This is a genomic window from Bradyrhizobium dasycarpum (assembly GCF_042019905.1).
In the GTDB taxonomy this organism is placed as follows: domain Bacteria; phylum Pseudomonadota; class Alphaproteobacteria; order Rhizobiales; family Xanthobacteraceae; genus Bradyrhizobium; species Bradyrhizobium japonicum_B.
The window spans coordinates 4,135,013-4,150,079 of the sequence record NZ_CP169574.1 but is presented as its reverse complement, the minus strand read 5'-3'; the positions used below and the strand labels follow the sequence as shown (position 1 = coordinate 4,150,079).

Below are 15,067 nucleotides of genomic sequence, written 5' to 3'. Positions count from 1 at the left end.
GAAACAATTCAGCCATCAGTGTGGAGAGGAGACGATCATGAGACTGGTGATTGAAATCGCCGCTGCAGCCCTGCTCGTCGTCTGCATCGGGGCCTCCAGCGCGGCGTTTGCCACCGGCAAATCCGGCCGCAGCGCCGATGGCCTCAGCTGCGGCTTCACGGCCCCGCAAAAGGCGTCGCCTGCGGCTCGCTGCGCTGCGATCAAGCGCCAATGCGGCGGCAAGTTCTACGCGAATGCGTGCGGGGACAAACTGCTGTCGGCGGCGAATTGAGCGCCCTGACCTCAAGCGGGCTCAAGCCGCCTTTGCCTGCACCGCATCGCAAAACTCGGCGAGACGATCGGCAAGCCGCAGCGTGGCCGGGCTCGCATCCGGCGCAGCCATCAATGCGACCTCGGTCTTGTTGATCGGTGCAAAACCTTCCTTCGCCGTCAGCACGCGGTGGTCGGACTGGATCGACATCTCCGACAGGATGCTCAGCCCCATGCCGGCGGCGACCGCGGCCTGGATGCCGGCGAGGCTCGACGAGGTATAGGCGGTGTGCCAGGCCCGGCCGGCGCTTTCCAGCGCATGAATCGCACCGGCGCGGTAGATGCAGCCGAGCGGAAAGCCGATCAACGGCACCGAGGGAACGTCGACGTCGACGGGATGGCTCTTGCTGGTGACCCAGTGCACCCGTTCCGGCCACACCGCGATCGCGCCGTTCGCGCCGGCCTCGCGCTTGTAGAGCGCAAGGTCGAGCTCGCCGCGCTCGAGATCGCGCGCCAGATGCTTGCTCTGGTCGGCCCGCACGTCGAGCCGCAGGCCGGGATGCGAGCGCGCGAACGCGCCCAACAGCTTGGTCAGCCGGTACGCCGCGAAATCCTCGGGGATGCCGAGCCGGACCGCACCTTCGCCATCCGGCCGGCGCAGCACGTCGCGCGCCTCCTCGGCCAGCGAGAGCAGACGGCGTGCATAGGAGAGCAGCCGCTCGCCGGCCTCGGTCGGCCGCACGCTCTTGCCGTCGCGATGCAGCAGCACCTGGCCGATGTCGTCCTCCAGCCGTTTGATCTGCTGGCTCACGGTCGATTGTGTGCGATGGACGCGCTCGCCGGCGCGGGTGAAGCCGCCGGCTTCGACCACCGAGACGAAGCTGCGCAGCAGCTCGAGATCCAGCATTGCCGCTTCCATTCGAAAATCGACTGATCGGAAGTTAATCATTTAATTTCCAAATGACAAGCGGCGTCCCTAGATCGAGGGCCGGAACAAAAACCCCGAGAATGCCCCCATGTCGCTCGCCCCCTCGATCCCAGCCCCAGCCACCCGCTTCAACACGCTGCCGCTCGCCATCGGCCTGTTCTGCCTGCTCTGGAGCTACGCCTTCGTCGCCGGCAAGATCGGCGTCACCCATTGCCCGCCGCTGCTTCTGCTTGCCGCGCGTTTTTCGCTCGCCGGCATCTTGATCCTGGGCGCAACGCTGATCCGCGGCGAGGCCTGGTCACTCTCCTGGCGCGACGCCGCGATCTTCGTCGTGCTCGGCATCGCCAACAACGCGCTCTATCTCGGTCTCGGCTACACCGGCCTGCAATCGGTCTCCGCCGGCCTCGGCGGCCTGATCGTCTCGGCCAATCCGGTATTCACCGCTGGCCTCGCCGCGCTGCTGCTTGGCGAAGGCATGACCTGGCGCAAGGCAAGCGGCCTCGTGCTCGGTGTCGTCGGCGTGACGGCGATCGTCTGGCACCGGCTGTCGGTCGGCACCGACAGCATGCACGGCATCGTCTTCACGCTGGCCTCGCTGGCCTCGATCGTCGCCGGCACCATCCTGTTCAAGCTGCTCGCGCCGAAGGGATCGCTGTGGATCGGCAACGGCGTGCAGAACCTCGCCGCCGGCATCGTGCTCGCGCCGATCGCGCTCACCTTCGCCGACATCCACGCCATCGATGTCACGCCGAGCCTGATCGGCGCCTTCGCCTTCCTCGTGCTCGGCGGCTCGATCCTCGCCTACTGGCTCTGGTTTCATCTGCTGAAAATGTGCGGCGCCACCGCCGCCAGCGCCTATCACTTCCTGATGCCGCCGCTCGGCATGCTGTTCGCGTATCTTGCCCTCGGCGAGCACGTCGAAGCGCGCGACCTGCTCGGCATCATCCCGGTCGCGCTCGGCATCTATCTGGTGACGCGGCCGGCGAAGGTGGTGGCGTGAGGACGCCACAATCTCAACTGTCATGCCCCGGCTTGACCGGGGCATCCAGTACGCCGCGGCGGTTGTAGTGAAGGCGAGCTATCCAACGAGCGTCTCTGGAATACTGGATCGCCCGGCCAAGCCGGGCGATGACGAGAGGAGAGAGTGGCGCCTCAAGTGTGCGGCTAGTCTTTCCTGAACACGATCGACGCCATCCATCCCGTCATCAGCGCCATCGCCACGGTGGCGAGACCGTACAGCAAACCGTTGTGGCGCGCGGTGGTGGCGACGAACTGCTCGAAGCCGACCTTGACGATCTCGAACGCGGTCTCGGTCTTGGCGACGAACGCGCCGTTCGCGAACAGCTTGATCTCCACCTCATAGGTGCCGATCGGCACCTCGGCCGGCAGTGGAATGCCGGTGCGGAACAGGGTCGGGGTCAGGAACGTGACGGCGCTGCCGTCTTCGCGATAGAGCCCGCGCTGGGTACGCAGGCGGATGAAGGCCGAGCGGAACGCGTCGTTCGGCACCACGTCGGCAAAGTCGCCGCTGACGCGCTGCGTCAGCAGCACGTTGTTCAGCCCGATCTGCTGCCGCCGTGCGATCTCGGGCGAGGTGATGGTCTCGAACGGACGGTTGGCGAACAGCGCCAGATAGCTCGGCACCTGCAGGAACTGACGGTAATCGGTGTTGATCCAGATCCCGAAGGTGCGTTCTTTCCGCCGCGTCACCATGTCGGCGCGCGGGCCCATCACGGTGACGACGAGATCGTAGGCGGTGCGGTCGGCAGGCGTGGTGGCATCCTTCTCCACCGAGCCGAACAGCACCAGCTCCTCGCCGGAATAGTTCGGTGTCACCGTGACGCGGTGGTTGGAGACCGACACGATCAGCCGCTCGGCGCGTGCGGCGCCGCCGAGCAGCAGGACGAGAAGGATGGCGAGAAGCGTGCGCATCATCCGCTCACTCCGAGCTCGCGGATGGTGAAGAGGTCCGAGGGCTGGATCACCAGCTCGATTGCGAAGCGGATTCCGACCGAGAGGATCAGCAGGCCGAGCAGCAGGCGCAGCTGCTCGCCGCGGATCTTCTGCCCGGCGCGGGCCCCGAACTGCGCACCGGTGACGCCCCCGATCATGAGGATCAGCGCCAGCACGGCGTCGACCAGGTGATTGGTCGCCGCGTGCAGCATGGTCGCGAACAGCATGGTGACCAGCGTCAGCACCATCGAGGTCCCGATCACCGTCGAGGTCGGCACCCTCAGCAGATAGATCATGATCGGCACCAGGATGAAGCCGCCGCCGATGCCCATGATGGCGCCGATGAAGCCGATCACGATGCCGACCACCACCACCGGGATGACTGAGAGATAGATCTTCGAGCGCTTGAACCGCATCTTCAGCGGTAGGCCGTGGATCCAATTGTGCGTGCGGCGCGGCGGCAGCGCACCGCGACGGGTCCGCATCAGGGCGCGCAGGCCTTCCGAGAACATCAGGCTGCCGACGGTGGTGAGCAGCACGACGTAGGAGAGCGCGATCATCAGATCGAGCTGGCCGAGCGCACGCAGCTGGGTGAAGGTCCACACGCCGAGCGCCGTGCCGGTCACGCCGCCGCAGAGCAGGACGCTCGCCAGCGCCGGATCGATCGCGCGCCGCCGCCAATAGGACAGCGCGCCGGAAAACGAGGAGGCCGCGATGTGGCTGGTGACCGAGGCGACCGCGACCGCGGGCGTGATGCCGATGAAGATCAGCAGCGGCGTCATCAGGAAACCGCCGCCGATCCCGAACATGCCCGAGACGAAGCCGACCGCGGCCCCCATCGCCAGCACCAGCAAGACGTTGACGGGAAGATCGGCGATCGGGAGATAAAGCTGCATCGAGGGACCACGCTCCGGCGAGACGGACCGATTGCGCAAATGCCCGCCGGACGGTCGGAACGATTGCCGCGCCCCTCAATAGCGGAATTCGGCGCGGGGAGGGACCCTAGAATTTCCGGCGTGGTGAATGGGTGCGCAAGTGCCGTGAAATCCGCAATGCCCGCCACGACGAAGCTGCGCTCCCTGCCCCGCCTGCGGGAGGGCTGGGGAGAGGGTTGCCTCCGTGGTGGGACTCTCCCAGAGGAGAAAGCCCTCACCCGCGTCGCTTCGCTCTGCGACCTCTCCCGCAAGCGGGAGAGGTGCACCGAGCCCGTGGCTCGTTCTGTCTGCTTGAAGCTATTGGTCTTTAATGCGCCGCCGATGCCGAGCGCTTGGCCGCGACCGGCTTTGGCGCCGGCTTGGCGCTCGCCTGCGGCGCGCTGTCCCAGCCGCCGTTCGGGGCCGGAACATTGACGGCATCGTCCGGCTGCGGCTCGGCGCTGAAGGTCTGGATCGCGAGCTTGGCGGCGGCCAGCGATTGCGGATCGAGCCGCTTGGCGACGTCGTCGCGCTTGCCGGCGGCGTCGGCATCGCCCTGAGCGGCCGCCAGGCTGAACCATTTGTAGGACTCGGCGAGGTTCTGTTCGACGCCGATGCCGCGAGCATAGAGGATGCCGAGGTTGAACTGGCTGTCGGCGACGCCGCGATCGGCCGCTTTCCGGAACCACTGCGCCGCGCTCTTGTAATTGGCGCCGCGTCCGCCGCCATCGGCATCGAGCACCGCGAGATTGTGCATCGCCTTGGCGTTGCCGCGCTCGGCGGCCTGGGTGTAGTAGCGGCGGGCGATGTCGGCGTCCTTCTTCACGCCAAGGCCCTTCTCATAGAGCGTGCCGAGGCGGAAGGTGGCGGGCACGACGCCGGCCTGTGCCGCGCGGTCGTACCATTTGGCGGCTTCGTCGTAGTTGGTCGCAACGCCCTTGCCCTCGGCAAAGCGCAAGCCGATCTCGTAAGCCGCGGTCGGATCGCCCTTCATCGCGGCGCTGCGCAAGGCGGGGCCACCGATGCCGTCGGGCAGCTTCTCGCTCGGCGGCACCTGGATCAGGCCGAGCTTGGCGCGGCTCGTGCCCGACAGCGCGCCGGTAATGTCGCTGTTCGCAGCCGGCGGCACTGCTGCGGCGGGCGCCGCCGGAATTTCAACCGAGGCCGAGTTGCCGGAATTGGCGGGCGCCGGCGCGGAATTGTTCTGGGATTGCCGGCCGATCGGCGTCGGCGAGGTCATCGATGGCGTGACCTGCTCGGGCGTGGCGGGCTTGTTCTCGATCGCCGGCGGTGGCGACGGGACCTGCGGCGCGGGCTGGCTGGTGGTGTTGTCCATGGCCTGCGGCGCCGGCGGCGGGCTGCCCTCGAGCAGGTTCATCGCCATCTTGAAGGTGCCGAGCACGATCACGACCACGCTTGCGCCGACCAGCAGCGAGCGGATCTTCGAAGTGATGGTCGAGCTGCCGTCCTTGCCCTTGTCCTTGCCGCGATCGGCGCCGGCTTTGGCACCGCGCGCCGGCTTTTCCGGCTGCGCGGCGGCGGCCTGGGCCGCGCGGCGGGCGGCCGCGATGAAGCTCGACGACGAGACCGGCTCTTTCGCCGCAGCAGGAATGCCGCTGATCGCGCTCTCGGAGGCGGCGATGCGCTCCGACGGCGTGGCGGCACGTCCACCCGGCCGCGTCCCCGGCTCGAGCGGATGATCCGGCGGCAATTCCGGTGCGAGCGCGGCGCGGGCGGGCGCCGTATGCGGCTCCAGGATCTCGCTGATCGCACGCGGCGGAACCGGCGGCACCGGCGGCGGCGCGGCGGGAGCGGCGGCATGGAATTCACGCGGCGCGGCGGCGAAGGCGGCTTGCGCGCTCTGCGTCGCAGCGGGATTCGGCAGCTCGGGCTTGGGATCGTATTTCGGCTGCTGATCGTATTTCGGCTGCTGCGCTGGCGGCCGCGGCTCGCGCGCGACAGGCGCGGCCTCCATGGCAGCAGGCATGGAAGCAGCCATGGAAGCAGGCATGGGAGCGGGCGTCGGCTGCGGCGCAGCGGCCGGCGGGGCCGTACGCACCGCGCGCAGATCGCCTTCGATCATGGACAGGCGATCGACGACATGGCCGAGCGCGCTATGGACGGCGTCGAGCGAGTCCTGGGTGCTGCGGTTGGTCTCGGCCTGGCTGAAGCGGATGTCGGACAGCTCGCGCTTGACCAGATCGACCATGCCGGAATCGACAGGGGCCGAATTGCGGCTCTCGGCCAGCGCGGAATAAGTCGCCTGCTGCCGCTCCAGGTGCCGGAGGATGTCGTGCAGCCCGTCCTCGACGCGGCTTAGATTGCCGTTGCGCGGGTCGGAGGCGGCTTCGATCCGCTCCAAGAGATACGAGACGCGCTGCTCGAGATGGGCGAAGGTCGAGGCGGAATCGTTGCCGACCTGCATGCGGTCGAAACGGTCCGACAGCGCTCGGATCGCAGCTTCCAGATGCTCGGTGCTTTCCGACGGCTGCGGCCGCTCGCGGGTCTCCAGCGCGGCGGTAAGTGCGGCGATGCGCTGCTCCAGCACTGCAAAACTGTCGCCCTGGCCGGAGGCGCGGGTGACCTGGTCGACCTTGGACGACAGCAGCTGCACGTCTTCGGACAGTCGGGCCAGCGCTTCGTTGGAGGCGACGTTGGAGACGATGCCGCGCAGCGCCGCGATCGCGCTCTCGAGGCTGGTGCACCGTCGAGGGATCGTCATTGGCGCGCAGGATCAGATCGAGCTTGGCGCCGAGATTGCGGATCGCCTCGTCATAGCCGGTGAGCTGCTCGGCCGGCGTCAGCGTGCGCAGCACCTGCTTGATGTCGGACAGCGCATGCTCGATGCCCGACAGCACCTGGCCGTCGGTGCCGTTGGACCGCGTCTCGTCGATGCGCCGATGCAGCGAGCGGATCTCGTTCTCGATCGATTCGATCGCGCGCCGCGGCATCGCCTCGGTGATGGCGGTGCGGATCTCGGCGAGCTCGCTGCGGAAGGCGTTGATCGCCTGCTCGGTATTGTCGGGGCGCTGCAGCGCTTCGATCTGGCTCGTGATCTTGAGCAGATGGCGCTCGAGCGAGGAGAAATCCGGCCCGGGCGGCGGTGGCGCATAGGCAGGGGCGGGCGGTGCCATCGGTGGCGTATAGGGAGCAGCCGAAGGCGCAATCGGCGGCGCGGCGCGCGGCGGCATCTGCCGGGGCGCAAAGCCGTCGAGCTCGCTCTGCCGCGCGGTGATCTCGGCGACGGCGACGTCGAACGAAGCGGGGCTCAGGGGAGGGGCGTTGCGATAGACCTGCGCTGCCGCACGCTCGACCGCATCGGCCTGGCGCTGGCGCGTCTCGACGGGCGAGGGCGCGGGCGCCGGACGCGGCGCCTGAGGCTGCTGCGGGCGGGAGATCTGCGACAGCCGCGCATCGAGCCGCGAGATCGCGTCGTTGAGCTGGCGTGCGACGCCCTGCTCGCGCGTCACGTCCGGCCTTGAGGAATCCTGGCGCGGGGTGGGCTTTGAAATCCGTTCGATCTGCTGGGTGATCGCGTCGAGCCGCTGGTGGATGTCGGCGACTTCGCGGCTCTCCTGACTCGGTGCTTGAGCCGGCATCTGCTGCGGACGCTGATCATAAGGTCCGCGAAAGTTCGGCGGGGCAGTTTCGCCGAGCGTGGAGTTCAGCCAATCGTTCAGCGACATACCCGCGCGACGCGCAGCAGCTTCGGCCCGCTCCCTGACGGATGGATCGATGCCGTCCACACTCCACGATACGCGCGAATTCATGACAACTCTGTCCGGTTCCGACTCCGGCGCTCCACCCGGCGCCTCCAGCCTCCCCACGCGCGCCAGTTGCAAACACAACCGAATTTGACGCGGGTCGTCTGCCTCGAAAACCGACTTTTTCCTGTTACGGTAAATAACGAGTTAAGGAACGCGGCGCGGCTGTCTTAAAGTTGGGCGGGGGAACCGGGGTGGTCGTTGCGGCGCTCGTCCCGTTGCCCAATAACCGGTGTCATGCCCCGCGAAAGCGGGGCATCCAGTACGCCGCGGCTCCTCGGTTCTAGCCGCGCCGACTCTGGAATACTGGATCGCCCGCCTTCGCGGGCGATGACGGCGGTGGCGACAGCCGCGCCAGCGCTCTACCCCTTCCCCTCGCGCTTGCCTTCGTCCAGCGGCACCACGGTGGCCTTGCCGCTCATCGCAGAGAGTGCCTGAAGCGCCTCCTCGCAGAAGTCGGCCACCATCTGCTCGTGCCGGGCCCCAAGCCGGAGCAGCAGCAGATTGCCGAGATCGAGCCGGCCCTCGGCGGTGCCCTCCGGAAAACGCTTCTTCAGGATGCGCTCGTAATTGGCGTGGCGGTCGCGGTGGTGCTCCAGGCGCGCCATCAGGTCGGTGCGCAGCGGCTCGATGTCGATGCTATCGAGGGCGTGGAGGCGGACCAGGAGGTCGTCCTTGGTCGAGGCTGGCGTGCTTGGCCGCGCGGCCCAGTGCCGCAGCGCTGTTCGCCCCTCCGGAGTGAGCGTATAAACCAGCTTGTTGGGCTTGCCCGTTTGCACGACCTCGCGGCCCTGGATGTGGCCGCGGTCGCGCAGCTTGGAGAGCTCGCGGTAGATCTGCTGATGGTCGGCCTTCCAGAAGAAGCCGATCGAGGAATCGAATGTCTTGGCGAGCTCATAGCCCGTCATCGGACGTTCCGTCAGGCATGCGAGGATCGCGTCGCCCAGGGCCATCGCCGGCCTCCTTGTTTCAACCTCGACCATCATGCTTGACTTTATGCGCATTGGCGCATATGCGTCAATGTGCATATGGAAAGGCACTTCGGCCGGGCGCAAGATCCGATCCGAAAAACCCAGCGAAATCAATCGCCACGCTACTGTGCATGGGGTTGTTTTTGCACTTTTTGTCCAGGCCTTTAGGGAGGCAGCTGCAAATGACCGGCCTCGATTCCTGGTACGCCTACATGAAGTCTCACGACCGCGCCGCGCTCTGGGATCTCCTGCATCCCGACGCCGTGTTCGAAAGCCCGGTCGTGCATTCGCCGCAGCGCGGCCGCGACATCACCTTCAAATACCTCTCCAGTGCCGAGAAGGTGCTCGGCGGGCCCGGCTTCACCTATGTCGGTGAATGGCGCAGCGGCCATGGCGCTGTGCTCGAATTCAGGAATGTCATCGACGGCATCGAGATCAACGGTGTCGACATCATCACTTTCGACAGCGAGGGACGCATCACCCATTTCAAGGTGATGGTGCGTCCGCTCAAGGCGATCAACATGCTGCACCGCCTGATGGCGGAGCAGCTTGCCGCCCAATCATGACCCTGCCCTGAGGTTGCGGAACCCGCTAAGCTCGCGGGCCAGGCTGCCTGCAGGAATCACTGACATCACCGCTTCAAGGCCATTGCCGGGAGAACCCCATGCCGATCTACAAAGCCCCCGTCGAAGACGTGAACTTCCTGCTCAACGACGTCTTCCAGATCGACCGCTACGACAATCTCGCCGGCTTCTCCGACGCCTCGAGCGACGTGCGCGAAGCCATCCTCGGCGAAGCCGCCAAGCTCGCCGAAGAGGTATTGCAACCGCTCAACCGCGTCGGCGATCTCGAAGGCTGCAAGCGCGCCGATGACGGCAGCGTCACCACGCCGACGGGCTTCAAGGAGGCGTACAAGCAGGTCGCCGAGGGCGGCTGGCTCGGTCTGTCGGCGCCGACCGAATATGGCGGCCAGGGCCTGCCGGTGACGCTCTCGCAGGCGGTCAACGAATTCCAGATCTCCGCCAACATGGCGTTCTCGATGTATGGCGGCCTCACCATGGGCGCGACCGCGGCGCTGATCGTTCACGGCTCGCCCGAGCAGAAGCAGACCTACGTGCCGAAGATGGTGGCGGGCGAGTGGACCGGCACCATGAACCTCACCGAGCCGCATTGCGGCACCGACCTCGGCATGCTCCGCACCAAGGCGGTGCGCCAGGCCGACGGCAGCTTCAAAATCACGGGCACCAAGATTTTCATCTCCGCCGGCGAGCATGACCTCGCCGAGAACATCATCCACCTCGTGCTCGCCCGCATCGAGGGCGCGCCCGCCGGCATCAAGGGCGTCTCGCTGTTTGTGGTGCCGAAATTCCTGGTCAACGCCGACGGCTCGGTGGGTGCGCGCAACGGCGTCGTCTGCGGCTCGCTCGAGCACAAGATGGGCATCCACGGCAATTCGACCTGCGTGATGAACTACGACAACGCCACCGGCTGGCTGATCGGCGAAGAGAACAAGGGCATGCAGGGCATGTTCGTGATGATGAACGAGGCGAGGCTCGGCGTCGCCGTGCAGGGTCTCGCGCAGTCCGAGGTCGCCTATCAGAACGCGGTCGCCTATGCCCGCGAGCGCATCCAGGGCCGCTCGCTCACCGGCGCGAAAGCGCCGGACAAGCCGGCCGACCCGATCATCGTGCACCCCGACGTGCGCCGCACGCTGCTGTCGATCCGCGCCTTCAACGAGGCCGCGCGCGCCTTCGTGATGTGGACCGCGCTGAAGAGCGACGTCGCCCACCGCTCTGAAGACCCCAAGGACCGCCAGGCCGCCGACGATCACATGGGCCTGATGACGCCGGTGCTGAAGGGCTTCCTGACCGATTACGGCTTCGCCAACGCGGTGCAGGCGCAGCAGATGTATGGCGGTCATGGCTACATCGCCGAGCAGGGGATGGAGCAGTTCGTGCGCGATGCGCGCATCGCGATGATCTATGAAGGCGCCAACGGCATCCAGGCGCTCGATCTCGTCGGCCGCAAGCTGCCGCGCGACGGCGGCCGTGCCATCATGGCGTTCTTCGGCGAGGTCATGGCCTTCGCCAAGGAGAACGGCGGCGACGAGGCGCTGAAGCCGTTCATCACCCCGCTCTCGACCTCGCTCGGTCATCTCCAGCAGGCCACGACGTGGCTGATGCAGAACGCGATGGCGAAACCGGACAATGCCGGCGCCGCCGCAACCGACTACCTGCATCTCTTCGGCTTCGTCGCGCTCGGCTACATGTGGGCGAAGATGGCCAAGGTGACGAACGCCAAGATTGCCGAGAGCGGGGCGACGCCCTATCTCTCGACCAAGCTGGTCACCGGCCGTTTCTTCATGGAGCGGATGCTGCCGGAGACGGCCGCCAATCTCGCGCGCATCCAGGCCGGCTGCGCCACCATCATGGAATTGCCGGCGGAAGCGTTCTGAGCCTGCTTCCGCTGCCTGCTCCCAATCGCATCAAACATCACATCAGGAGGGCGTCATGCCTGAGGCATTCATCTACGACCACGTTCGCACCCCGCGCGGCCGCGGCAAGGCGGACGGCGCGCTGCACGAAGTCACCGCGCTCGCGCTCGCGACCGTGCCGCTGAAGGCGCTGAAGGACCGCAACAACCTGCCGGAGGATTCCGTTGACGACGTCATCCTCGGCGTGGTCGACCCGGTCGGCGAGGCTGGAAGCGACATCGCGCGTTTCGCCGCGCTGAAGGCCGGTCTCGGCGAAGCCGTGCCCGGCGTGCAGATCAGCCGCTTCTGCGCCTCCGGCCTCGACGCGGTGAACTTCGCCGCCGCGCAGGTGATGAGCGGCCAGCATGAGCTGGTGATCGGCGGCGGCGCCGAATCCATGAGTCGTGTCGGCATCGGCGCGTCCGGCGGCGCCTGGCCGATGGATCCGTCGATGGCGGTCCCGGCCTATTTCATGCCGCAGGGCGTCTCGGCCGATCTGATCGCCACCAAATACGGCTTCTCGCGCGACGACGTCGACGCCTACGCCGTGCAAAGCCAGCAGCGCGCGGCCAAGGCCTGGGACGAGGGCCGCTTCGACAAGTCGGTGGTGCCGGTGAAGGACATCAACGGTCTCACCATCCTCGCCAAGGACGAGCATATGCGTCCCTCGACGACGATGCAGTCGCTGGCGCAGCTGCAGCCCTCGTTCACGATGATGGCGCAGATGGGTGGCTTCGACGGCGTCGCAATTCAGTCCCATCCCGAGATCGAGCGCGTCAATTACGTGCACCATGCCGGCAATTCCTCGGGCATCGTCGACGGCGCCGGTGCCGTGCTGCTCGGCAGCAAGGAGGCTGGCAGCAAGTACGGGCTGAAGCCGCGTGCGAAGATCCGCGCCTTCGCCAATATCGGCTCGGAGCCCGCGATGATGCTGACCGGCCCGGTCGACGTCACCGAGAAGCTGTTCGCGCGGTCCGGCATGAAGAAGTCGGACATCGACCTGTTCGAGCTGAATGAGGCCTTCGCCTCCGTCGTGCTGCGCTACATCCAGGCCTTCGACATCGACAGCGCCAAGATCAACGTCAATGGCGGCGCCATCGCGCTCGGCCATCCGCTAGGGGCGACCGGCGCGATGATCCTCGGCACCGTGCTCGACGAGCTCGAGCGCACCAACAAGTCCACCGCCCTGGTGACGCTGTGCATCGGCGGCGGCATGGGCACCGCGACCATCATCGAGCGGGTGTAGGTCCGTAGGGCGGGTTAGCCGAAGGCGTAACCCGCCGTGCCACGTCAACAAAGTTGGTGGGTTACGCTTCGCTAACCCACCCTACGAGACCCCATCAACCGCCGCGCCTGGCATCGGCTGCGGCACCGAGGAGCAACCAACATGTCGTACAAGAATTTCAAGGTCGAGACCGACGCAGACGGCATCGCGCTCGTCACCTGGGACATCCCGGGCCGTTCCATGAACGTGCTCGACGAGACCTCGACCAACGAGCTTGAGGCAATCGTCAAGGCAACCACGGCGGACGCCGCGGTGAAGGGCGTCGTCATCACCTCGGCGAAAGAAGCGTTCTGCGCCGGCGCAGACCTCTCGATGCTCGAAGGCATGAACCAGGCCTACGCGAAGGTCTTGAAGGAGCAGGGCGAGACCGCGGCGAACCAGATGCTGTTCGACCAGAGCCGCCGCTTCTCGCTGGTACTGCGTTCGATCGAGACCTCAGGCAAGCCGTGGGCGGCCGCGATCAACGGCCTCGCGCTCGGCGGCGGCTTCGAGATCACGCTGTGCTGCCATTACCGCGTCGCCGCGGAGAATCCCAAGACGCGCCTCGGCCTGCCCGAGGTCAAGGTCGGCCTGTTCCCGGGCGCCGGCGGCACGCAGCGCGTGCCGCGCCTGGTGCCGCCGCAGGACGCGATGACGATCCTGCTCAAGGGCGACCCCGTCACGGTCGACAAAGCCAAGGCGCTGAACCTGATCCACGCCATCGTTCCGGCCGCCGATCTCATCAAGGCCGCCAAGGACTGGATCAAGGCCGGCGGCAAGGCCGTCGCGCCCTGGGACGAGAAGGGCTTCAAGCTGCCCGGCGGTCCGGTGTTCTCCAAGGCGGGCATGATGATGTTCCCGGCCGGCAACGCGATCTATCGCCGCGAGACCTACGACAATTATCCCGCCGCGCGCGCGATCATGAGCTGCGTCTATGAGGGCCTGCAGCTGCCGATCGACGCCGCGTTGCGGGTCGAGTCGCGCTACTTCACCTCGGTGCTGCGCTCGAAGGAAGCGGCCGCGATGATCCGCAGCCTGTTCCTGTCGATGCAGGAGCTCAACAAGGGCGCGCGCCGCCCGAAGGACGTTCCGCCGACCAAGGTGAAGAAGATCGCCGTGATCGGCGCCGGCTTCATGGGCGCCAGCGTCGGCTACGTCTCGGCCCGTGCCGGCCTCGACGTCGTCCTGATCGACCGCGACCAGGAGAGCGCCGACAAGGGCAAGGCGCATGCCCAGAAGGTGATCGAGGAGCAGATCAAGAAGGGCCGCGCCAAGCCTGCGGATGCCGAAGCGCTGCTCGCGCGCATCACGCCGACCGCCGACTACGCTGCGCTGAAGGATGTCGACCTCGTCATCGAGGCCGTGTTCGAGGACCGCAAGGTCAAGGCCGAGACCTTCGCCAAGGCGCAGCAATATCTGAAGCCGGACGTGATCTTCGCCTCCAACACCTCGACGCTGCCGATCACCTCGCTGGCCGAGAGCTTCAAGGACCAGGGCAAGTTCGTCGGCATCCACTTCTTCTCGCCGGTCGAGAAGATGATGCTGGTCGAGATCATCAAGGGCAAGAACACCGGCGATCTCGCGATCGCGGCTGCGCTCGACTATGTCCGCCAGATCGGCAAGACGCCGATCGTGGTCAACGACTCCAGAGGCTTCTTCGCCAACCGCTGCGTCGGCCGTTATGTCGCCGAGGGCAACGAGATGTTCCTCGAAGGCGTGCCGCCGGCGATGATCGAGAACTGCGCCAAGATGGCCGGCATGCCGGTCGGCCCGCTCTCGCTCTCGGATGAAGTCGCGCTCGACCTCGGCCTCAAGATCATGAAGGCGACGGAGGCCGATCTCGGCCCCAACGCCATCAACCCCGATCAGAAGAAGCTGATGGTGGAGATGGTCGAGAAGCAGGGCCGCCTGGGGCGCAAGAACAGCAAGGGCTTCTACGACTATCCCGAGAAGGGCAAGGGCCAGAAGAGCCTGTGGCCGGGCCTCTCGGCCTTGCAGCCGAAGCAGCTCGACCCCGACACGCTCGACGTCGAGGAGCTGAAGCAGCGCTTCCTGGTGGTGCAGGCGGTGGAAGCGGCGCGCACCGTCGAGGATCACGTCATCACCGATCCGCGCGAAGCGGATGTCGGCTCGATCCTCGGCTTCGGCTTCGCGCCGTTCACCGGCGGCACGCTGTCCTACATCGACTTCATGGGCACGAAGAAGTTCGTCGAGCTCTGCCGCAAGCTCGAGGCGAAGTACGGCTCGCGCTTCACGCCGCCGAAGCTGCTCGAGGAGATGGCGGCGAAGGGCGAAACCTTCTACGGCCGCTTCGCGCCGAAGAAGGCGGCGGCTTAAGGCGCGCTACCCAGAAAAAGAAAGGCCGGATCATTGATCCGGCCTTTTTGTTTTCCATCGCCGAATGGCGAGCCCGCGCGACCTGGCACCGCATCGTCGACGGCCGGCTCGCTTCGCGGTGGCACCGCTTTTGCTGACGGATCCAACGGATGACCATCAGCATTGAAAGTGTCCCGTAATGACCTCAAGGGTGTCTCAACTCAACGCAGCCGGC

The 15,067-nt window shown here is 66.6% G+C and carries 10 protein-coding genes and 1 pseudogene; 6 read left to right on the top strand and 5 right to left on the bottom strand.

What is annotated here, in order from left to right:
• Positions 1-37 precede the first annotated feature (37 nt).
• Complete coding sequence (locus ACETMP_RS20030; protein ID WP_375157529.1) at positions 38-271, top strand: hypothetical protein; 234 nt, start codon at positions 38-40, stop codon at positions 269-271.
• A 21-nt stretch (positions 272-292) separates the two neighbouring features.
• On the opposite strand, the gene ACETMP_RS20025 is transcribed toward ACETMP_RS20030, so the two are convergent.
• Entirely contained in the window at positions 293-1,156 is an 864-nt protein-coding gene (locus ACETMP_RS20025) for a LysR family transcriptional regulator (protein ID WP_375157528.1), read from the bottom strand.
• Positions 1,157-1,265: 109 nt separating this feature from the next.
• Between ACETMP_RS20025 and ACETMP_RS20020 the strand changes: the two genes are divergently transcribed.
• Positions 1,266-2,177, top strand: coding sequence for a DMT family transporter (locus tag ACETMP_RS20020; RefSeq protein ID WP_375157527.1), 912 nt, complete (start codon positions 1,266-1,268; stop codon positions 2,175-2,177).
• Between the two features lie 164 nt (positions 2,178-2,341).
• Here the strand turns inward: ACETMP_RS20020 and ACETMP_RS20015 are convergent, their stop codons facing one another.
• From ACETMP_RS20015 to ACETMP_RS20000, 4 genes and pseudogenes are all read right to left on the bottom strand, one after another.
• Positions 2,342-3,112, bottom strand: a complete 771-nt coding sequence (locus ACETMP_RS20015) for a TIGR02186 family protein (protein ID WP_375157526.1) — start codon at positions 3,110-3,112, stop codon at positions 2,342-2,344.
• Positions 3,109-4,026, bottom strand: a complete 918-nt coding sequence (locus ACETMP_RS20010; RefSeq protein WP_028134026.1) for a sulfite exporter TauE/SafE family protein — start codon at positions 4,024-4,026, stop codon at positions 3,109-3,111. The genes ACETMP_RS20015 and ACETMP_RS20010 overlap by 4 nt, the downstream gene beginning before the upstream one ends.
• 346 nt (positions 4,027-4,372) lie before the next feature.
• A pseudogene (locus tag ACETMP_RS20005) lies at positions 4,373-7,814 on the bottom strand (hypothetical protein).
• Between the two features lie 356 nt (positions 7,815-8,170).
• Entirely contained in the window at positions 8,171-8,761 is a 591-nt protein-coding gene (locus ACETMP_RS20000) for a PadR family transcriptional regulator (RefSeq protein ID WP_375157525.1), read from the bottom strand.
• Positions 8,762-8,961: 200 nt separating this feature from the next.
• Between ACETMP_RS20000 and ACETMP_RS19995 the strand changes: the two genes are divergently transcribed.
• The 4 genes from ACETMP_RS19995 (at position 8,962) to ACETMP_RS19980 (ending at position 14,853) form a co-directional block, all read left to right on the top strand.
• Entirely contained in the window at positions 8,962-9,345 is a 384-nt protein-coding gene (locus tag ACETMP_RS19995) for a nuclear transport factor 2 family protein (RefSeq protein WP_375157524.1), read from the top strand.
• Between the two features lie 98 nt (positions 9,346-9,443).
• Complete coding sequence (locus tag ACETMP_RS19990; protein ID WP_375157523.1) at positions 9,444-11,234, top strand: acyl-CoA dehydrogenase C-terminal domain-containing protein; 1,791 nt, start codon at positions 9,444-9,446, stop codon at positions 11,232-11,234.
• A 55-nt stretch (positions 11,235-11,289) separates the two neighbouring features.
• Entirely contained in the window at positions 11,290-12,498 is a 1,209-nt protein-coding gene (locus tag ACETMP_RS19985) for an acetyl-CoA C-acetyltransferase (RefSeq protein WP_375157522.1), read from the top strand.
• Between the two features lie 141 nt (positions 12,499-12,639).
• Complete coding sequence (locus tag ACETMP_RS19980) at positions 12,640-14,853, top strand: FAD-dependent oxidoreductase (RefSeq protein ID WP_028134032.1); 2,214 nt, start codon at positions 12,640-12,642, stop codon at positions 14,851-14,853.
• Positions 14,854-15,067 lie beyond the last annotated feature (214 nt).